We start from the raw sequence: 21,105 nt of genomic DNA, 5'->3' as shown, positions 1-21,105 counted from the left end.
ACCGGCGCCGAGCCCCGCTCCGCCGTGCCCGAAACCGCCCGCCCCGTACGCGCACCGCCCGGCAACCGGCCCGCACGCCTGCCCAAGGGAACCGTCGTGACTCCTCCCCCTCGTAAACGAGGGAGCTTCTCACTCGACTCCAAGGAGTCTCATGACGGCCAAGCCCTGACCGCTGCCGGAGGCAGATGCAAAGCGTACTACGCGGCTCCGGCACTCAGGATGCGTTTCCCGCTTGGCCTGAAGGCCGGGATTTCCCACGCAAGGAGAGAGATGGCACCAGAACCACCGCTGCTCACCATGTCCGGCATCACCAAGTCGTTCCCCGGAGTCCGGGCCCTGGACGGCGTCGACCTCGACGTCCAGGCCGGCGAAGTGCACTGTCTGCTCGGCCAGAACGGCGCCGGAAAGTCCACCCTCATCAAAGTCCTGGCCGGCGCCCACCAGCCCGACGACGGCACCATCGGCTGGCGCGGCGAGCCCGTCACCCTCAGGTCCCCGATCGCCGCCATGCGCCTCGGCATCGCCACCATCTACCAGGAACTCGACCTGGTGGAAGGGCTGTCGGTGGCCGAGAACGTCCACCTCGGACATGAGCCCACAGCCGCCGGATTCGTCGTACGGGGCAAGGCCGCCAAGGCGTCGGCCGCCGCACTGCTCAAGCGGCTCGGGCATCCGGAGATCGATCCGGCACGGCTCGTCGGTGATCTGTCCGCGGCCCAGCGGCAGATCGTGTCCATGGCGCGGGCGCTCTCCCACGACGTACGGCTCATCGTCATGGACGAACCGTCGGCCGCCCTCGACCCCGACGAGGTCGACAACCTCTTCCGCATCGTCGGCGACCTGACCGCGGACGGTGTCGCCGTCGTCTACATCTCGCACCGTCTGGAGGAGATCCGCCGCATCGGCGACCGTGTCACCGTGCTGAAGGACGGCCGTGCGGTTGCGGGTGGACTGCCCGCGAGGTCGACACCGACCCGCGAGGTCGTGGCACTGATGACCGGGCGCAACGTCGAGTACCTCTTCCCGGACCGGCCCCGCGCGCGGCCACCCGGTGACCCCGTACTCACGGTCCAAGGCCTCTCCCGTCAGGGGGAGTTCGCGCCGCTCGACCTCGAACTGCGGCCCGGTGAAATCGTCGGCCTGGCCGGACTCGTCGGCTCCGGCCGCTCCGAGATCCTGGAGACGATCTACGGGGCACGCAGACCGACCACCGGCCGGGTCAGCGTGAACGGCAGGCCGCTGCGCACCGGCAGCGTGCGCGCCGCCGTACGCGCCGGACTCGGACTGGCCCCCGAGGAACGCAAGGCGCAGGCCCTGCTGATGCTGGAGTCGGTCACCCGCAATGTGTCCGTCTCCTCCATGTCCCGCTTCGCGCACGGGGGCTGGATCGACCGGCGGGCCGAACGCGGTGCGGCACGCGCGGCCACCCGTGAGCTCTCCCTGCGCCCCGACAACCCGGCGGTGCCGGTCGGGACCCTGTCGGGCGGCAATCAGCAGAAGGCCGTGCTGGCGCGCTGGCTGCTGCGCGGCTGCCGCGTCCTGCTCCTCGACGAGCCCACGCGTGGCGTCGACGTCGGAGCCCGCGCCGAGTTGTACGCGGTGATCCGCCGGCTCGCCGACGAGGGGCTCGCCGTCCTGCTGGTCTCCAGCGAAGTGCCCGAGGTGCTCGGGCTCGCCGACCGCGTCCTGGTGCTCCGCGAGGGGCGCGTCGTACACACCGCACCCGCCCGCGATCTCGACGAACACCGCGTACTCGACCTCGTCCTGGAAGGAAGCCCTGTGGCCGGCGAAGAGAGCCCCGCGTCATGACGCAGCACGTGTCCCCGCCCCGGGACGGCACCGGCACGGTGCCCTCGACGGGTGAACTCCCCGCGTGGCGCACCGTGGTGGCCCGCGCCGACGTCCGCACGCTCTCGCTCCTCGGTGTCCTCGCCGCCCTGATCGTCATCGGCGGCGTCACCAGGCCCGACGAGTTCCTCGACACCCGCAACCTCCAACTCGTCCTCACCCAGGCCTCGGTGATCGGAGTCGTCACCGTCGGCATGACCTTCGTCATCACCTCCGGCGGCATCGACCTGTCGGTCGGCGCGATCGTCGCACTCTCCTCGGTCTGGGCCACCACGGTCGCCACCCAGGAGTACGGCTTCGCGGGCATCCTCCTCACCGCGGTGCTCGTCGGCCTGGGCTGCGGCCTGGTCAACGGACTGCTCGTCGCGTACGGAGGGATGGTCCCCTTCATCGCGACGCTCGCCATGCTCGCCTCGGCCCGCGGTCTCGCGCTCCAGATCACCGACGGCAGGACCCAGATCGTGTCGGTGGACAACATCCTCAAGCTAGGCGAGCGCGATTCCTACGTGCTCGGTGTCCCGCCGCTGGTCCTGGTCTTCGCCGTCGTCACCGTCATCGGCTGGCTGGTCCTCAACCGCACCACCTTCGGCCGGCGCACGGTCGCCGTCGGCGGCAACGCCGAGGCGGCACGGCTCGCCGGTATCGACGTACGACGTCAGCGGCTGTACCTCTATCTGCTCTCCGGACTGTGCTGCGGCATCGCCGCCTTCCTGCTGATCATCCTGTCCGGCTCCGGCCAGAACACCAACGGCAACCTGTACGAACTCGACGCCATCGCGGCCGCGATCATCGGCGGCACCCTGCTCAGCGGGGGCCGCGGCACCATCACCGGCTCGGTGCTCGGTGTCCTGATCTTCACGACGATCACCGACATCTTCGCGCTGAACAACCTCCAGAGCGATGTCCAGCAGATCGCCAAGGGCGCGATCATCGTCGCCGCGGTCCTGGTCCAGCGGCGCACAGCAAGCACGACCTGACACGGGAAGGGTCCACCGCCATGCCAGAACACATGAGCCCGACCAGTCGCAGAGGACTGCTCCTCGGAACCGCCGCCGTCTCGGCCGGTGCCTTCCTCGTCGGCTGCACCAGCAACGACACCAAGGACGAGAGGCCGGCCGCGAACGACCAGCCGGCCGCCGACGACAAGCCGGGCAAGCACGTCACCATCGGCTTCGCCGGACCGCAGGCCGACCACGGCTGGCTCAACGCCATCAACGACAACGCCAAGAACCGCGCCGGGAAGTACACGGACGTGTCCCTGGAGATCACCGAGGGCTCCAACGACACGGCCGCGCAGATCGGCCAGATCGAGACCCTGATCAACAAGAAGGTCGACGTCCTGGTGGTGCTGCCGGCCGACGGCAAGGCCCTGACCCAGGTCGGCCTCAAGGCCATGCGTGCGGGCATCCCTGTCATCAACCTGGACCGGATCTTCAACTCGCCTCAGGCATACCGCTGTTGGATCGGCGGCGACAACTACGGCATGGGTCTGAGTGCCGGTCACTACATCGGCGAGAAACTCAGAGGCAAGAAGGACGCCCGGGTCATCGAGCTCGCCGGGCTCGACAACCTGGAACTCACCAAGCAGCGCACCCAGGGCTTCGACGCGGCGCTGAAGAACTATCCGAACATCAAGAAGGTCGCCCGCCAGGCCGCCGAGTTCACCGTCGAGTCCGGCCAGGCCAAGATGTCCCAGCTCCTGCAGGCGCAACCGAAGTTCGACGCCCTGTGGAACCACGACGACGACCAGGGTGTGGGAGCGCTGCGCGCCATCGAGCAGGCCGGGCGGGACGGCTTCCTCATGGTCGGCGGGGCCGGAGCGCTCTCCGCCTTCCAGGCCATCGACGCCGACAACAGCGTCCTGAAGGCCACCGTCCTGTACCCGCCGACCATGGCCGCGTCCGCGATCGACCTGGCCCGCACGCTCGGGCAGGGCAAGGGCATCGGCGGGCTCGCCGAGTTCGAGATCCCCGCGTCGCTCACGCTCTACTCGGCCGTCGTCGACAAGGACAACGTCAAGCAGTACATGGCCACCGGCTTCAAGTGATGTGCCCTGTGCCAGGGGCCCGGTACGGGGGTCCGGGCCCCACCCCATCCCACCGCGCCACGACGACGAGGAGGACATCCGCATGGGACAGCCGCACCAGGGCGACGAGGCCGCGAAGCCGCCATTGGGCGTGGGCATGGTCGGCTACGCGTTCATGGGCGCCGCCCACTCGCAGGGCTGGCGCACCGTGGGCCGCGTCTTCGACCTGCCGTGCCGGCCGGTCCTCGCCGCGGTCTGCGGCCGGGACGGACGGGCTGTGCGGGCGATGGCGGACCGGCACGGCTGGGGGGCCGCCGAGACCGACTGGCGTGCGCTGATCGCCCGGGACGACGTCGACCTCGTCGACATCTGCACGCCCGGCGACAGCCACGCCGAGATCGCGGTCGCCGCGCTGGCCGCGGGCAAGCACGTGCTGTGCGAGAAGCCCCTCGCGAACTCCGTCGAAGAGGCCGAGGCGATGGCGTCGGCGGCTGCCGCGGCCCTCGGGCGCGGCCAGATGTCCATGGTGGGCTTCAACTACCGCCGGCTCCCCGCCACGGCGCTGGCCCGCTCCATGGTCGCCGAGGGTCGCCTCGGACCACTGCGGCACGTGCGAGTGACGTACCTTCAGGACTGGTTGGTGGACCCGGAGTTCCCGCTCACCTGGCGGCTCCGCAGAGAGGCTGCCGGATCGGGCGCCCTCGGTGACCTCGGGGCGCACATCGTCGACCTCGCGCAGTATCTGGCGGGGGAGCCGCTGGGCGGGGTGTCGGCCCTCACCGAGACCTTCGTACGGCAACGTCCTCTGCCCGCACGGGCGTCCAGCGGTCTGTCGGCCGTGCCGGAGCCGGGCGCCCCGTCGGACGGCTCGCGTTCCGGTCCGGGCGCAGGCTCCGGCCCGGGTTCACTCGCCGGCTCCGGCTCCGGCTCCGGCTCGGGCTCGGGCTCGGGTTCCGACGCCGTTCCGGGCTCCCGTACGGGTACCGTCACCGTCGACGACGCGGCCCTGTTCACGGCCCGCTTCGCCTCCGGCGCCCTCGCCTCCTTCGAGGCCTCCCGCTTCGCCACCGGACGCAAGAACTCCCTGCGCATCGAACTCAACGGCGAGCGCGGCTCGTTGGCCTTCGACCTGGAACGCCTCAATGAACTCGCCTACCACGACCACACCGAACCCGGCACCCACGCGGGCTTCCGCCGCATCCTCGTCACCGAGCCCGACCACCCCTACCTCGACGCCTGGTGGCCACCGGGGCACGGTCTCGGCTACGAACACACCTTCACGCACCAGGCCCGCGACCTCGTACACGCCATCGCCGCCGGCCGCCCGCCCGCACCGTCCTTCGCCGACGGCCTGCAGGTGCAGCGCGTCCTCGCGGCGGTCGAGGAGAGCGCCGCGAAGAACTCCGTCTACACCCCCGTAGCCGTCTGAGGAGGCCCGGAATGCCGCGCAACTTCACGCTCTTCACCGGCCAGTGGGCCGATCTGCCCCTCGAAGAGGTCTGCCGCCTGGCCCGCGACTTCGGCTACGAAGGTCTCGAACTCGCCTGCTGGGGCGACCACTTCGAGGTCGACAAGGCGCTCGCGGACCCTGGGTACGTCGACTCCCGGCACGCCCTCCTCGACAAGTACGGCCTCAAGTGCTGGGCCATCTCCAACCACCTGGTCGGCCAGGCCGTCTGCGACGCCATCATCGACGAACGCCATCGGGCCATCCTGCCGGCCCGTATCTGGGGAGACGGCGAGGCCGAGGGCGTGCGACAGCGGGCCGCCGCCGAGATCGCCGACACCGCGCGCGCGGCGGCCGCCCTCGGCGTCGACACCGTCATCGGATTCACCGGCTCGGCGATCTGGCACCTCGTCGCCATGTTCCCGCCCGCCTCCGAAGCGATGATCGAGCGCGGCTACGAGGACTTCGCGACCCGGTGGAACCCGATCCTGGACGTCTTCGACGCCGAGGGCGTCCGGTTCGCTCACGAGGTCCACCCGAGCGAGATCGCGTACGACTACTGGACAACACACAAGGCCCTGGACGCAGTCGGCCACCGTCCGGCCTTCGGCCTCAACTTCGACCCGTCCCACTTCGTCTGGCAGGACCTCGACCCGGTGGGCTTCCTCTACGACTTCCGCGACCGCATCTACCACGTGGACTGCAAGGAGGCCCGCAAGCGCCTCGACGGCCGCAACGGCCGGCTCGGCTCCCACCTGCCCTGGGGCGACCCGCGCCGCGGCTGGGACTTCGTCTCCGCGGGCCACGGTGACGTCCCCTGGGAGGACGTCTTCCGCATGCTGCGCTCCATCGGCTACGCGGGACCCGTCTCGGTCGAGTGGGAGGACGCCGGCATGGACCGGCTCCAGGGCGCGCCCGAGGCCCTGACCCGCCTCAAGGCGTACGACTTCGAGCCCCCGTCGGCATCGTTCGACGCGGCGTTCGGCGGCAACGACAATCCGTAGACGCGCCCCGGCACACGAGGGTGGCCCTCCCCGCCGAGTCGCGGGGAGGGCCACCCTCGTACGGGCCTGGACCAGCACCCTCGTACAGGCCCGGTACGGGCCACCCTCGTAAGGGTGGCCCGTACTCAGCCCACCGGTTGCGGCCGGGGTGCCGAGGTGTCCGCCGTGCTGCGCCCCGGCTGCCGCAGCAGCAGGGCGATCGCGGCCGCCGCCATGGAGATGCCGCCGGCCAGCGCGTACGCGCCGTCGTATCCCCAGGCGGCGACGACCATGGAGCCGAGCCCGCCGCCGAACAGACCGCTGATCAGCTTTCCGCTGTACACCAGCCCGTAGTTGGTGGCGTTGTAGTTCTCCCCGAAGTAGTCCGGAGTCAGGGCCGCGAACATCGGGTAGAAGGCCCCGCCGCCGAACCCGGAGAGGAAGGCGAAGAACAGGAAGAGCGCCTCGCTGTGGATGTCACCGGCCCAGATCACGCCGAACTGCGCGAGTCCGAGGACCACGATGACGAACACCAGGGTCTGCTTGCGGCCGTACGTGTCGGACAGCCAGCCCACCACGCCCCGGCCGACGCCGTTGATGACCGCCATCACGCCCATCGACGACGCCGCCACCAGCGGGCCGAAGCCGACCTCCTTGGCGTAGTCGACCTGGAAGGAGATCCCGAAGATCGACACACCCGCGGTCATCACGAGCGCGATCCACATGAGCGGGAGCATGCCGGTCCTGATGGCCTCCTTGGGGGTGAACTGCTTCACGGCGGGAGGGTTCTTGGAGAGACTCGCGGCCCCCTTCGCGGAACCGCCGTACGTCAGCGGGTCGATGTCCGCGGGCCACCAGTTCTTCGGCGGGTCCTTGAAGAAGAACGCGGCGGACAGCACCACGATCATCACGTAGCAGCCGATGAGGTCCAGCACACGGTGGTAATTGGCCGTGTCGAACGCGTAGTTGAAGATGAAGATGAACGGCAGGGAGCCGTACGCGAATCCGCCGTTGACGAATCCCGTCCGCGCGCCACGGCGCTCGGGGAACCACTTGCCGACCATGTTGATGCAGGTCGCGTACACCAGACCGGACCCGACGCCGCCGATGACCCCGAAGCCCAGGATCGCCAGCAGCACATTGCTCAGATGCGACAGGGCGAGGAAGCCGGCCGCGCACATGACCGAGCCCGTGTACATGGCCTTGCGGGCCGTCAGGATGCCCTTCTCCCGCAGCCAGCCGGCGGGGAAGGCTATGCCGGCCTGGAAGAAGACCCAGATGCTCAGGATCCAGAAGGTGTTGCTCTGCGTCCAGCCGTGGGCGTGGGACAGGGTGTCCTCGGCCGAGCCGTACGCGTACTCGAAGACACTGATGGCCATCATGGCGGCCCAGGGCAGGTACACCATGAACTTCCGCGAGTGACCGAGGATGTCCCGGTCCGTCTCGCCGACCCGGTAGACACGGCCCCGGGCGTCCGTGACTTCCCGGTACGCGTGCCCCGAGGCGCCGGGGCCGTCCGGCGCGTCCTTCTCCGCGATGGGTTCCGTTGTCATCAGGCCATCTCCTCGCCGAGCGGGTGCGGATTGGGAACGATGCCGCGGGCCCGCGGCCGGCCCGGTGCCTTGAGGAACAGGGCCAGTACGGCCGACGCCAGACCGACGGACCCGGCGAGCACGAAGGCGCCGTGGTAGTCCCACGCGCCGACGACGACCGCGCCCATGCCGGAGCCCACGAGGCCCGAGATCAGCTTCGAGCTGTAGACCATCCCGTAGTTGGAGGCGTTGTTGTTCTCACCGAAGTAGTCCGCTGTCATGGCCGCGAACAGCGGGAAGATCGCGCCGCCGCCGAAGCCGGAGACCATGGAGCAGAACAGGAAGAACGGCATGCTGCCCATCTGGCCGGAGACCAGGACGCCGAACTGGGCGGAGCCGAGCACCAGACACACGATGATGAGCGTGTGGCGCCGTCCGAACCGGTCGGATATCCAGCCGATGACCCCGCGCCCGGTGCCGTTGACGATCGCCTTCAGGGACATCGCCGTGGCCACGATCCCGCCCGCGAAGCCCATGTCCTTGCCGAACGGCACCTGGAAGGCGATGCCGAAGATGTTGATCCCGGCCGTGCACAGCAGACAGAACCACATCATCCACAGAACGGGAGTACGCGCGGCCTCCCTGGGCGTGTACTGCTTCACCGCGGGCGGGTTCTTCTCCAGCGCCCGCCGGATCTTCGGGTCGTCCGGCACCTTCAGCGGGTCCACGTCCGCCGGCCACCAGCCCTTCGGCGGGTCCTTGAAGAACCAGCCGGCCACTGCGACCAGGGCGCAGCAGAGCAGGCCGACGGCCACCAGGACGCCCCGGTAGTTGCCCAGGTCCATGTACGAGGTGAACAGGAACACGAAGGGCACGGACCCGTAGGCGAAACCTCCGTTGACGAAGCCCGTCTTGCCGCCCTTGCGCTCCGGGTACCACTTGCCGACCATGTTCACGCAGGTCGCGTAGACGAGACCCGCGCCGATGCCGCTGCACATGCCGAAGCCGAGATAGGCGACCGCCACATGCGGCGCGAACGCCAGGGACACATAGCCGAGCAGGGTGCCGAGCGCGCCCAGCAGCATCGCCGTACGGGCCGGGAGCCTGCCGCTCTCGCGCAGTTGCCCGGCCGGGAAGGCCACGGCCGCCTGGAAGAAGATCCAGACACCCATCAGCCAGAAGATGTGTCCGCTGCTCCACAGATGTGCCTCGTGGAGTGTGTCCTCCGCCGAGGTGAACGCGTACTCGGCGGAGCTGATGCCCAGCATGCCCGCCCAGGGCAGGAAGACCATCCACGCGCGTTTGCGGCCCATGATGTCGATGTCGGTCTCGCCGACCCGGTACACGCGGCCGTGGCGGTCCCTCACCTCTCGATGAGGGACCGCAGTCGAGTAGTCGGTGGTTGTCATGTCGATCGAGCACCCCTTGCGTCGAAAGATCTGGTCAGCGCCCCCTGCCAAATGCCTTTCGTGCGCTCACGGGTCCCGGGGGCGGCCGACGCGCACCGTCGGCCGCCCCCGCGCACACTCATGTCATGAACGGCCCCCCAACAGTCCTGCCGCGCGCGCCCAGCGGTACTTCGCGCCGAGGACGGCCACCGGCATCTCGGTCGTGTACGGGTAGGCCACGACCCCCCGCTCGTACAGGTACCGGCAGGCCTCCTCGACCTCGACGTCGCCCGCGAGCGACGCCACCACGGGCTTCTCGACGCCGAGTTCGCGGAATTCGGCCACCACCCGGGCGGTGAGCTCGGCGAAGACCATGGGAGGGGTCACCACGGTGTGCCAGTAGCCGAGGACGAGCGCGTGGACGCGCGGGTCCTCCAGTGCGAGCCGGATCGTCGCCTCGTACGTCGACGGCGGCTCGCCGCCCGTGATGTCCACCGGGTTGCCCGCGGCCCCGAAGGGCGGGATGAACTTCCTGAAGGCGGCGTCGAGGTCCGGCGGGATCTCCATCAGGGACAGCCCGTTGTCGGTCACCGCGTCGGACAGCAGCACGCCGCTGCCGCCCGCGCCCGTGATGATCACGACGTTGTCGCCCCGGGGAGCCGGCAGCACCGGCAGGGCGCGCGCGTACTCCAGCATGTCGTTCAGTCCGGGAGCCCTGATGACACCGGCCTGCCGCAGGATGTCGTCGTACACGGCGTCGTCGCCCGCGAGCGCTCCGGTGTGCGAGCCCGCGGCCCGCGCGCCGGCGGCGGTACGGCCGGCCTTCAGCACCACGACCGGCTTCCTCGGGACCGTGGCGCGGGCCGCCGCCACGAAGGCGCGGCCGTCCTTGAGGTCCTCCAGGTGCATCGCGATGCACGTCGTGTGCGGGTCCTCGCCGAACCAGGTGAGCAGGTCGTCCTCGTCCAGGTCCGCCTTGTTGCCGAGCCCGACGATCGCCGAGACACCCGTCTTCGTCGTCCGCGCGAACCCCAGGACGGCCATGCCGATGCCACCGGACTGCGAGGTGAGCGCGACACCCCCCTTCACGTCGTACGGCGTGCAGAACGTGGCGCACACGTCCTGCCAGGTCGAGTAGTAGCCGTAGATGTTCGGGCCCAGCAGCCTGACGCCGTACCGCTCGCCGATGGCCACGATCTCGTCCTGGAGCCCGTGTTCGCCGGTCTCCGCGAACCCGGAGGGGATCAGGACCGCGTTGGGGATGTTCTTGCGCCCCACCTCCTCCAGGACCAGGGCCACCGCGCGGGCGGGAACGGCGAAGACCGCGACGTCCACCTCTCCGGGGATGTCCGTCACACTCGCGTAGGCCTTGCGGCCCTGGATGTCGTCGGCCCGTGGGTTCACCGGATGGATCTCGCCCGTGAAGCCCCCGTCGACGAGGTTGCGCAGCACCGCGTGACCGATCTTGCCCGGAACGTCGGAGGCGCCGATCACGGCGATCGACCTCGGCCGCATCAGCCGGTCCATGGAGGCGAGGATCTCCGCCCGCGTGTACCGGCGCCGTTCGGCCGGAGGGCTCCCGCCGAGGATCACGCGGATGTCCGCCGCGACCGCGCCCTCCGGGGAGGCGATCACCGGGTTGAGGTCCACCTCGGCGATCTCGGGGAAGTCCGTGACGAGTTCGGAGACCCGGCGGATCTGCGTGGCGAGGGCCGCCCTGTGCACCGGCAGCGCGCCGCGCACCCCGCGCAGGATCTGTGCCGAGCGGATCGAGTCCAGCATCGACAGCGCCTCGTCGGTGTTCACCGGCGCGAGACGGAAGGTGACGTCCTTGAGGACCTCGACGAGCACCCCGCCGAGTCCGAAGGCGACGACTTTCCCGAACGTCGGGTCGCTCACCGCGCCGACGATGACCTCCTGTCCCGGCGGGACCAGTTCCTGCACCTGTACGCCGTCGATCCGGGCGCGGACGTCGTACGCCCGCGCGTTCTCGACGATGCTGCGGAACGCGGCCCGTACGTCCGCCGCCCCCTCGACACCGACCAGCACCCCGCCCGCGTCGGTCTTGTGCAGGATGTCGGGGGAGACGATCTTCATCACCACCGGGCCGCCGAAGCGTTCCGCGTGGGCCACCGCCTCGTCCGCGTCGCGGGCCAACTCCTCGCCGGGCACGGCGATCCCGTAGGCGTCGGCGACCAGCTTGCCCTCGGGCGCCGTCAGCGCGGTGCGCCCCTCGCGTCGGACGCCGTCGAGCAGCGCCCGCACCCTCGCCACCCGGTCCTGCCCCGCCATCTCAGATCACCCCGCCCGACTTGAGCAGCCGCAATTCCTCGTCGCCGAGGCCGAGTTCGCCGATGTAGATCTCCTCGTTGTGCTCACCGAGCAGCGGGGAGGCGGTGATGTCGACGGGGGAGTCGGAGAGTTTGAGCGGACTGCCGACGGTGACGTACGAGCCGCGCTCGGGGTGCTCGACCTCGACCACCATGTCGTTGGCGGCGAGCGACGCGTCCTCGATGATCTCCTTGGTGGACAGGATCGGTCCGCACGGGATGCTCTGGGCGTTGAGTTTCTCCAGTACCTCCCACTTGGGCAGGGTGCCGGTCCATTCCTCGATGAGCTGGAACATCTTGGCGAGCTTGGGCAGCCGGGCCTGCGGGGTCGCCCACTCGGCGTCCTCGGCGAGTTCGGGGCGGCCGATCAGCCGCGTGATCGGCTTCCAGCCGGTGGGCTGGACGATGACGTACACGTAGTCGTTGGGGCCACCGGGCGCGCACTTGACGGCCCAGCCGGGCTGGCCGCCGCCGGAGGCGTTGCCGGAACGCGGGACCTCGTCGCCGAAGTCCTCGTTGGGATACTCGGCGAGCGGCCCGTGCGCGAGGCGCTGCTGGTCGCGCAGCTTCACCCGGCAGAGGTTGAGGACGGCGTGCTGCATGGCGACGTTGACGCGCTGGCCGCGTCCGGTGCGGGTGCGCTGGAGGAGTGCGGCGAGGATGGCGGCGACGGCGTGGATCCCGGTGCCGGAGTCACCGATCTGGGCGCCGGTGGCCATCGGTGGACCGTCCTCGAATCCGGTGGTGGCCATGGAGCCGCCCATGGCCTGCGCGACCACCTCGTACGCCTTGAAGTCGGTGTAGGGGCCGTCCCCGAAGCCCTTGATGGAGGCGTAGACGATCCGCGGGTTGATCTCGCGGACGCGGTCCCAGGTGAAGCCCATGCGGTCGATCGCGCCGGGTCCGAAGTTCTCCACCATGACGTCGGAGCGGCGGATCAGCTCGGTCAGGAGCTGTTTGCCGCGCTCGGTCTTGGTGTTGAGGGTGATGCTGCGCTTGTTGCTGTTGAGCATGGTGAAGTAGAGGGAGTCGGCGTCCGGGATGTCCCGCAGCTGGGTGCGGGTGATGTCACCGGACGGCGCCTCCAGTTTGACCACGTCGGCGCCGAGCCATGCCATCAACTGGGTCGCCGAGGGACCGGACTGAACGTGCGTCATGTCCAGGACGCGGATGCCTTCGAGAGCCTTGGTCGTCACAGGTCACCTCACTTGTCCGTTGCCTTGAGCCGCCCCGGTACAGCCGGCGGTGGGCCAGGTTCGGCATATTGCATACAGTCGACGAATACTGTATGAAGATTGTTATCCCGCATCCGATGGGTGATGTCCAGGGGTCGTGCACCACTTTCAGGACAGGAGCCGAATCGTGGACCTGTACGAGCACCAGGCGCGGCAACTCTTCGAGGAGTACGGCATCTTGGTGCCGCGCGCCGAGGTCACGGACTCGCCCCGCCGGGCGCGGGTGATCGCCCGCGGGCTCGGCGGCCGGGTCGTCGTCAAAGCCCAGGTCAGGACCGGTGGGCGCGGCAAGGCGGGCGGGGTGCGGCTCGCCGAGGATCCCGCCGCCGCCGAGCGGACAGCGCGTCAGATCCTCGGCACGGACATCAAGGGCCACCCGGTCCGGGCGGTGATGCTGGCCCAACCCGTCGACATCGAGAGCGAGTTCTACGTCTCGTACGTCCTCGACCGCGCCGCCGGACGTTTCCTCGCGATCGCCTCGGCCGAGGGCGGCACCGAGATCGAGGAGGTGGCCGCGACCAGGCCGGAGGCGGTGGCGCGCATCCCGGTGGACCCCGCGGAGGGCGTCACCTCGGCGAAGGCGACCGAGATCGTACGGGCGGCCGGCCTGCCCCCGCGGACCGCCGACATCCTGATACGGCTCTGGCAGGTACTGACGGGCGAGGACGCCGTCCTCGTCGAGGTGAACCCCCTCGTCCGCACCACCCGGGGACAGATCATGGCCCTCGACGGCAAGGTGACCCTCGACGACAACGCCCGCTTCCGCCAAGCGCGTCGGGGTGAGCAGGAGGACCCGCACACCGACCCGCTGGAGGCGGCGGCCGCGGCCAGGGGCATCGACTACGTGAAGCTGGACGGCGAGGTCGGCGTCATCGGCAACGGCGCGGGACTCGTCATGGCGACCCTCGACGTGGTCGCCGGCTGCGGCGCCCGCCCCGCCAACTTCCTCGACATCGGCGGCGGGGCGTCCGCCCGGATCATGTCCGACGGCCTCTCCGTCGTCCTCTCCGACCCGGACGTCAGGTCCGTCCTCGTCAACGTCTTCGGCGGGATCACCGCCTGCGACACGGTCGCCGACGGCATCGTTCGGGCCCTGGACACCGTACGGGCGACCAAGCCGCTGGTCGTCCGGCTCGACGGCAACAACGCGGCACGGGGCCGCGCCGTCCTCGGCGACCGCGCGCACCCCTTGGTGCACCAGGCCACCACCATGGACGAAGCCGCCCGCCTCGCCGCCCGACTGGCCGACACCACCTGAAGGAGCGGGACATGGCCGTCTTTCTGACCAAGGATTCCAAGGTCCTCGTCCAGGGCATGACCGGCGTCGAGGGCATGAGACACACCCGGCGCATGCTCGCGGCCGGCACGAACGTCGTAGGCGGCGTCAACCCGCGCAAGGCGGGCCGGACCGTCGAGTTCGACGTCCCCCGGCACCCCGAGGGCCTGGGCAGCGCCCCCAGAAGCGTCCCCGTGTTCGGGTCGGTGTGCGAGGGAATCGAGGCGACCGGCGCGGACGTGAGCGTCGTGTTCGTACCGCCCGCCTTCGCCCGCGCGGCCGTGCTGGAGGCCGCCGACGCCGGGATCGGTCTCGCCGTCGTCATCACCGAGGGCATCCCCGTCCACGACTCCGTCGCCTTCTGCGCGCATGCCGCCACCAGGGGCACCCGCGTCATCGGACCCAACTGTCCCGGGCTCATCACCCCCGGACAGTCCAGCGCGGGCATCATCCCCGCCGACATCACCGAGCCCGGACGCGTCGGTCTGGTCTCCAAGTCCGGCACCCTCACCTACCAGCTCATGCACGAACTGCGGGACACCGGCTTCTCGACCTGTGTGGGCATCGGCGGGGACCCCGTCGTCGGCACCTCCCACATCGACTGCCTGGCGGCCTTCCAGGACGACCCCGACACCGAGCTGATCGTTCTCATCGGGGAGATCGGCGGCGACGCGGAGGAACGGGCCGCCGCGTACATCCGCGATCACATCACCAAGCCGGTCGTCGGCTACATCGCCGGATTCACCGCCCCCGAGGGCCGCACCATGGGACACGCCGGTGCCATCGTCACCGGCTCCTCGGGCACCGCCCAGGCCAAGAAGAAGGCCCTGGAGTCGGTCGGGGTGCAGGTGGGCGGCACCCCGACCGAGACGGCACGGCTGGTCCTGGCCCGGCTGGGCGAGCCTGCGACCCGGAGTGATGTCACTCATAGTTGACGTGAGGTGACTGCCGGAAGCCGTACGGCCTCACTACCGTCCCCTTACGTACGCGACGACTGTTCGCGCGGGCCCGTACGACCTGCCGCTCGGCAGAAGCCGGGCCCCCCGCCCCCGACTGTGCACCGAGAGCGGAGACATCCATGACAACCCTCGACACCGACCCTCGCGAACGCGATCCCCTCGATCCCACCCCCCTCGCCCCCACCCCTCTCGTCCTCAAGTCTGGGACGTCCTGGACCGACGCCTGGCGGCGGTGCCTCGCCGTCGCCCCCGAGGCTTTCCGCGACGACCGGGTCCTCAACCTCTGGAACTCCGGCTGGCAGGCGGACGGCCGGGCACTGCCCGCCGCCAGCCCCGTCGACGGCAGTCCCATCGCGGGACCGCCACGGCTCGACGGCGCCACCGCCCGGCAGGCCGTCCGCGCCTCGCTCGAACAGCACCGGGCCTGGCGTCATGTGCCTCTCGCGGAACGCCGGGCCCGCGTGGCGGCGACCCTCGACGCCCTCACCGAACACCGTGAACTGCTCGCCCTCCTGCTGGTCTGGGAGATCGGCAAGCCCTGGCGGCTGGCCCAGGCCGACGTGGACCGGGCGATCGACGGTGTGCGCTGGTACGTCGACGGCATCGAGCCCATGGTCGAGGGCCGGGCCCCGCTCGACGGACCCGTCTCCAACATCGCCAGCTGGAACTACCCGATGAGCGTGCTCGTCCACGCGATGCTGGTCCAGGCCCTGGCGGGCAACGCCGTCATCGCCAAGACCCCGACCGACGGCGGCGTCGCCTGCCTCACCCTGGCCTGCGCGCTCGCCGCGCGCGAAGGCATCCCCGTCACCCTGGTCAGCGGCTCCGGGGGTGAGCTGTCGGAGGCGCTCGTGCGCGCGCCCGAGATCGGCTGCGTCTCCTTCGTCGGCGGCCGGGACACCGGCGCCGCGGTGGCCACCGCCGTCGCCGACCTCGGCAAGCGCCATGTCCTCGAACAGGAGGGACTCAACACCTGGGGCGTCTGGAACTACACCGACTGGGACGCGCTGACGGCAATCGTCCCCAAGCTCTTCGACTACGGCAAGCAGCGCTGCACGGCCTACCCGCGCTTCGTCGTCCAGCGCGCTCTGTTCGACGACTTCCTCACCGCGTACCTGCCCGCCGTCCGCACCCTGCGGACCGGCCACCCCCTCGCCGTCGAGAACCCCGACGACCCCTGCCCCTCACTGGACTTCGGCCCGGTCATCAACGCGGCCAAGGCCAAGGAACTGCACGACCAGGTCGCCGAGGCCATCGACCGGGGCGCCGTCCCGCTGCACCGCGGCAGGCTGTCCGACACCCGCTTCCTGCCCGGCCAGGACACGTCGGCGTACGTCCGGCCCGTCACCCTCCTCAACCCGCCCCCCTCCTCACCGCTGCACCACGCGGAACCGTTCGGCCCGGTCGACACCATCGTCCTGGTCGACACCGAGGCCGAACTGCTCGCGGCGATGAACGCGTCGAACGGCGCGCTGGTCGCCACGCTGTCCACGGACGACGAGGCGACGTACACCCGACTGGCCCCGCAGATCCGCGCGTTCAAGACCGGCCACGGAAAGCCCCGCTCCCGGGGCGACCGCGACGAACTCTTCGGCGGCTTCGGCGCGTCATGGCGCGGCGCGTTCGTCGGCGGAGAACTGCTGGTACGCGCGGTGACCCAGGGCCCGGCGGGGGAGCGGTTGCCGGGGAACTTCCCGGACTACCACTTGATGCCGTGAGCGCGGTGAGGCGAGCCCTGCCCGGTGAGCCCGATGGGTGTCGCGAGACCTGCGCGGTGGGCACGGTGAGCTCGGTGAGTGTCCCGAAACCCGTGAGGTGAGCGTGAGGCGCCGCCCGTGACCGGGCGCCGCCCTGCCGGGCGGCGTGCGGCCGGGGGGTGTCGGCTACCCGATGCCCTGCCGGTCGGGCCGCAGCGCGAAGGCGCGGTCCGACGCTTCCAGGCCTGATCGCTCCACCGCCTCGATGAGCAGCGCGCGGTGCCGGAGCAGTGGCTCGCGGCGGTCCGCGGGAGCGATCACGGCCAGATCGTCGAGCCCGGCGATGATGCGCCGGGTGACCTGCGGGCTGCCGATCGCGCAGGCCCGGATCTCGGCGAACCCGAGATCGACCAGCTCCGTCCAGCCCGGCACGGGCTGTACCAGCCGCACGTTCCCCCGCCGGTCGCGATAGAGGGCCGTGTCCAGTGGCCGACCGGCGACGGCGGTCAGGAACTGCACGATGCGGTCGATCGCCTGCACGGCCGTGGTCGGGTCGTTCACCGCGGCCGACAGGGCGCGCAGCCCGATGTCGGAGAGCTGCCGCAGCCCGAAGGCGAAGTCCTGGTGGAAGGTGCGCTCCACCCCGACGGACACGGTGTAGCTCAGCGACCGCCCCGTGGGCGCTGAACCTCCGTGCACGGCGAGCAGCGGAGTGCCCGGTACGACGAAGTCCCCCATCCGCGGGATCAGCCGCAGGACGACATCCTGCTGCCGGGCCGCCTTCACCAGCCGGGCGATGTTCACGTCCCGCAGGACGCCGGCCCGCCCGTGGTGGGCGACCCGGGCGGTCTCGGGCCCGAGGGCGTTCTCCTCGCCGGACGAGCGGGCCACCGGCATCCGTGTGATCACCTTGAACGCCTCGCGGGTGATGCGGTCGATGACATGGCTGATGCGCATGAGACGCAGGGTCTGGTTCACGTACAGCACGAAGAGCAGGAGGCTGAGCCCCAGCATCAGGAGCGTCAGAACCGACTGGACGAGGGGGACCGAGGTCACATACCGCGCTTCGGCCTGCCCCTCGTACGAGGTCAGCACGAGGAGCGACAGCAGAAAGGTCGCGAGGAAGACGGCGAACGTGGCCTTGGTGATCCGGCTCCGCACGAAGATCCGCACCACGCGGGGACTGAACTGCCCGCTCGCCATCTGGACGGCGACCAGCGAGATGCTGAAGACCACACCGATGAACGTCATCATCGCCGAGCTGACCACCGTCACCACGGCCTTCGCGTCGTCGGCCAGACGCAGCAGATCGTCGAGGGTGTCGTAGTCGCGCGCCTTCTGCAGCGAGTCGACGATCGCGGTGTCGAGCGCGTTCGCCACCGCCCACACCACGAAGACCAGCACCATGGCCGCGGTGGGCGCGAACCAGAACGTGTCGCGCAGATGCTCCCGCAACGGTGACAGCGCCCTCGGCCGCCGCCCTTCCCGCAAACCCCCGGTAGTCATCCAGTCACCCATGGTGCGACTGTAGGCGCACCCCTACCTTGTCCTGCGGACCCGCTCCGAGGGCCCGGATATGCAGGTGAAAGGCACTCTGAAACCTTGGTATTGTTGTCCATGTCGCCGCGGGGAACACCCCCGGCCGGGCGGCAGACACCTAGTCCGGGTGGCGGAATGGCAGACGCGCTAGCTTGAGGTGCTAGTGCCCTTTATCGGGCGTGGGGGTTCAAGTCCCCCCTCGGACACAGACCGTATCTCCAACTTGTGCGGGTCGAGCTGAGCCTCGGCCCGCACAAGCTGTTTTCCTGGCTCGTAGGTGAGCCGGAGACCGAGGTCCTGGTAGACGTCGGCCTTGTCCTGTGGTTCGGCGTCGATCAGTGGCTGGTGCGCGGTGCCGCTGGACCGGATCCAGGCCTCCCGCTGGTTCCAGCGCAGCCGGGTCTCGTGTCCGAGAGCCACGTTGCCGGCGTCGCTTCGTGAGCTTCCCGCGCAACGGCTCCAACTTGCCCCGTACCCCGGTGTCCAAGCCCAGCGCCTCGCCGATCTGCCGGGTGGAGACCGGGCTGGCGGCCTGCCGCACCACGGTCAGGACGCGCTGGTACTCCGTCGGCAGTACGGACTCAGCCACCCCCGGCCCACGGTCCGGGACCAGCCGCACCGCCCGACCTGCCACCTGGACCACCGGAGACCCGGCCTCCGTGCGCTCGTCGGAGAGCTGCTCGCCCATCCGCTGCCGCACCCGCTCGGCCACGGCCGGCTCATCGCGCTCGGCTCGTACCTCCGACAGCTGCTCGACCAGCTGCTCTTCGAGTCCGTCCAGCTCCGCACGCCGCGGGGCGATCCGCTCCAACACCTCGGGATCCATCACGGGCCGGAGCGTAGGAGCGGCACCCGCGACGACACACCCCGGACTGCCGCCCACGACCAGCACGAGCACCCCGAAACGACATCACACCCCGTACCCTGACCAGCCACTTCAAGATGGCGCAGCTTCACTGTCCGTCGCCCAGGTCAGGGGCGGCAATATTGGGATCTTCGCAGCCCTGACATCGGCGGATCAGTATTGGACCCCGTCGTCCGCCCTCTGCGCTCGAAGGGCTCGCTCCAGGTCGGCGCGGAGCTCTGTGACCATACGGCGCAGCTTCGCGTTCGGCCGAGCCGACGCCAGCCACGCGTCCGTCGCGCCCAGTGTCTCCTGCGAGACTTGCATGCGCGGGTAGAGTCCGACGATGGTCTGCTGCCCGATCTCGTGGCTGCGGCTCAGGTAGATGTCCTTGAGGGCCGCGAAGTACTTCTCTGTGTAGGGGGCGAGCAGCTGCCCTTGGTCGGGCTGGACGAAGCCACTGATGATTGCCTCCTGAACAGCGTTCGCCAGCTCGCCCTTCTCGACGACACGCTCCCATGCATCGGCTTTCGCCTCCGCCGTCGGCCTTGCCGCCCGCGCCATCGCCGCGTGGCGCTCACCCGCCGCTGTTGCGTCGCGTTTCAGCTCCTCCGCGATCTCGTCCTCACCCGCGCGTCCAGTCGCCGCGAGACGTTGCAGCAGGGCCCAGCGCAGCTCGGCGTCGACGGCCAGGCCGTCGACGGTCTGCGAGCCGTCGAGCAGCGCCTGCAGCAGGTCGAGTTGCTCCGGCGTGCGGGACGTGGCTGCAAACGCCCGGGTCCACGCCAGCTGGTGGTCGTCGGCAGGCTCTGCGGCACGCAGCTGCGCCAGAGCGAACTCGCTCCATCGCGCCAGACCCGTCTCGCGCCAGGTGGGGGCGGCGTAGCAGTCGAGGGCGAGCTTGACCTGGTGTTGCAGGGACTGAACGACGTCGATGTCCGTCTCCTTCCCGACGTTGGAGAGGACCAGTGCCAGGTAGTCGCGAGTGGCGAACTCGCCATCGCGCGTCATGTCCCAGGCGATGGACCAGCACAGCGCGCGCGGGAGTGAGGACTCGAAGTCGCCCAGGTGCTCGATCACGAGGGCCAGTGACTGCTCGTCGAGGCGGACCTTCGCGTACGACAGGTCGTCGTCGTTGAGCAGAATGACGGCTGGGCGGAGCTTGCCCAACAGCTCGGGCACGGCGGTCAGTTCGCCGTCCACGTCCAGTTCCACGCGCTCGTTGCGCAGTAGCTTGCCGCTGTCCTCATCGAGGTCGTACAGGCCGATCGCGATCCTGTGCGGACGCAGGGTTGGCTCGCCCTGGGCGCCGGCGGGCAGGGCCGGGGCCTCCTGGCGGATGGCGAAGGAGGTGATGACACCGTTCGCATCGGTCTCGATCTCCGGACGCAGGATGTTGATGCCCGCGGTTTGCAGCCACTTCTTGGACCAGTCCTTCAGGTCACGGCCGGAGGTCTCCTCCAGCGCATCCAGCAGATCGCTGAGCCGCGTGTTCCCGTACGCGTGCGCCTTGAAGTAGGCCTGGACGCCGCTGAAGAACTCGTCCGTGCCGACGTACGCGACGAGCTGCTTCAGTACGCTCGCGCCCTTCGCGTACGTGATGCCGTCGAAGTTGACGAGCACGTCGTCGAGGTCGCGGATCTCGGCCATGATCGGGTGCGTGGACGGGAGCTGGTCCTGCCGGTACGCCCACGTCTTCATCGAGTTGGCGAAGGTGGTCCAGGAGTGCGGCCACCGGCTCTCGGGGGCGTACGCCTGGCAGGCGATGGAGGTGTACGTCGCGAACGACTCGTTCAGCCAGAGGTCGTTCCACCACTCCATGGTCACGAGGTCGCCGAACCACATGTGGGCCAGCTCGTGCAGGAGTCCCCTGGCGAGCATCTCGTATTCGGCGTCCGTGGCCTTCGAGCGGAAGACGTACTGGTCGCGGATGGTGACGGCCCCGGCGTTCTCCATCGCGCCCGCGTTGAACTCGGGCACGAACAGCTGGTCGTACTTCTT

At 69.9% G+C, this 21,105-nt stretch carries 15 protein-coding genes and 1 tRNA gene; 10 read left to right on the top strand and 6 right to left on the bottom strand.

All coding sequences use genetic code 11. The annotated features are described in order from the left end of the window. Positions 1-270 precede the first annotated feature (270 nt). The 5 genes from N4G66_RS17095 to N4G66_RS17075 all read left to right on the top strand — a co-directional run bounded on the left by N4G66_RS17095 (position 271) and on the right by N4G66_RS17075 (position 6,325). A complete protein-coding gene (locus N4G66_RS17095; RefSeq protein ID WP_261704976.1) occupies positions 271-1,809 on the top strand; it encodes a sugar ABC transporter ATP-binding protein in 1,539 nt (512 codons plus the stop codon). After that, on the top strand, positions 1,806-2,825 hold the full coding sequence (locus N4G66_RS17090; protein WP_261704975.1) for an ABC transporter permease: 1,020 nt from the start codon (positions 1,806-1,808) through the stop codon (positions 2,823-2,825). The genes N4G66_RS17095 and N4G66_RS17090 overlap by 4 nt, the downstream gene beginning before the upstream one ends. A gap of 20 nt (positions 2,826-2,845) precedes the next feature. Then, positions 2,846-3,895, top strand: coding sequence for a substrate-binding domain-containing protein (locus N4G66_RS17085; RefSeq protein WP_261704974.1), 1,050 nt, complete (start codon positions 2,846-2,848; stop codon positions 3,893-3,895). Positions 3,896-3,977: 82 nt separating this feature from the next. Next, positions 3,978-5,303, top strand: coding sequence for a Gfo/Idh/MocA family protein (locus tag N4G66_RS17080; RefSeq protein ID WP_261704973.1), 1,326 nt, complete (start codon positions 3,978-3,980; stop codon positions 5,301-5,303). Between the two features lie 11 nt (positions 5,304-5,314). Next, positions 5,315-6,325, top strand: coding sequence for a sugar phosphate isomerase/epimerase family protein (locus N4G66_RS17075; RefSeq protein WP_261704972.1), 1,011 nt, complete (start codon positions 5,315-5,317; stop codon positions 6,323-6,325). 125 nt (positions 6,326-6,450) lie between these two features. Here the strand turns inward: N4G66_RS17075 and N4G66_RS17070 are convergent, their stop codons facing one another. From N4G66_RS17070 to frc, 4 genes are all read right to left on the bottom strand, one after another. Next, positions 6,451-7,857 carry an OFA family MFS transporter gene (locus N4G66_RS17070; protein WP_261704971.1) on the bottom strand — a complete coding sequence of 469 codons (1,407 nt, stop codon included), beginning with the start codon at positions 7,855-7,857 and terminating at the stop codon, positions 6,451-6,453. Then, complete coding sequence (locus N4G66_RS17065; protein WP_261704970.1) at positions 7,857-9,245, bottom strand: OFA family MFS transporter; 1,389 nt, start codon at positions 9,243-9,245, stop codon at positions 7,857-7,859. Before N4G66_RS17065 ends, N4G66_RS17070 begins: the two co-directional genes overlap by 1 nt. A gap of 123 nt (positions 9,246-9,368) precedes the next feature. Continuing rightward, positions 9,369-11,516 carry an acetate--CoA ligase family protein gene (locus N4G66_RS17060; RefSeq protein WP_261704969.1) on the bottom strand — a complete coding sequence of 716 codons (2,148 nt, stop codon included), beginning with the start codon at positions 11,514-11,516 and terminating at the stop codon, positions 9,369-9,371. Between the two features lies 1 nt (position 11,517). Continuing rightward, a complete protein-coding gene (gene frc, locus N4G66_RS17055) occupies positions 11,518-12,750 on the bottom strand; it encodes a formyl-CoA transferase (protein WP_261704968.1) in 1,233 nt (410 codons plus the stop codon). A 166-nt stretch (positions 12,751-12,916) separates the two neighbouring features. Between frc and sucC the strand changes: the two genes are divergently transcribed. From sucC to N4G66_RS17040, 3 genes are all read left to right on the top strand, one after another. Further along, entirely contained in the window at positions 12,917-14,047 is a 1,131-nt protein-coding gene (sucC, locus tag N4G66_RS17050; RefSeq protein ID WP_261704967.1) for an ADP-forming succinate--CoA ligase subunit beta, read from the top strand. Between the two features lie 11 nt (positions 14,048-14,058). Further along, positions 14,059-15,000: a succinate--CoA ligase subunit alpha gene (gene sucD, locus N4G66_RS17045; RefSeq protein WP_261704966.1), complete on the top strand. Its 942-nt coding sequence runs from the start codon at positions 14,059-14,061 to the stop codon at positions 14,998-15,000. Positions 15,001-15,143: 143 nt separating this feature from the next. Beyond that, positions 15,144-16,742 (top strand): aldehyde dehydrogenase family protein, encoded by a 1,599-nt coding sequence (locus N4G66_RS17040; RefSeq protein ID WP_261704965.1) that lies wholly within the window; start codon positions 15,144-15,146, stop codon positions 16,740-16,742. A gap of 165 nt (positions 16,743-16,907) precedes the next feature. Here the strand turns inward: N4G66_RS17040 and N4G66_RS17035 are convergent, their stop codons facing one another. Then, entirely contained in the window at positions 16,908-18,239 is a 1,332-nt protein-coding gene (locus N4G66_RS17035; protein WP_261704964.1) for a DUF2254 domain-containing protein, read from the bottom strand. A 142-nt stretch (positions 18,240-18,381) separates the two neighbouring features. Here N4G66_RS17035 and N4G66_RS17030 point away from each other — a divergent pair. Next, a tRNA-Leu gene (locus tag N4G66_RS17030) sits at positions 18,382-18,466 on the top strand. Between the two features lie 215 nt (positions 18,467-18,681). Beyond that, positions 18,682-19,188: a hypothetical protein gene (locus tag N4G66_RS17025; protein ID WP_261704963.1), complete on the top strand. Its 507-nt coding sequence runs from the start codon at positions 18,682-18,684 to the stop codon at positions 19,186-19,188. 90 nt (positions 19,189-19,278) lie between these two features. Here the strand turns inward: N4G66_RS17025 and pepN are convergent. Further along, positions 19,279-21,105: aminopeptidase N (pepN, locus tag N4G66_RS17020; protein ID WP_261704962.1), on the bottom strand; the 1,827-nt coding region annotated here is incomplete at its 5' end.

The sequence above is a fragment of the Streptomyces rhizosphaerihabitans genome, assembly GCF_025399795.1.
GTDB classification, from domain to species: Bacteria; Actinomycetota; Actinomycetes; order Streptomycetales; family Streptomycetaceae; genus Streptomyces; species Streptomyces rhizosphaerihabitans.
The sequence above is the reverse complement of the archived record's forward strand: the minus strand, read 5'-3'. Positions and strand labels throughout refer to the sequence as shown.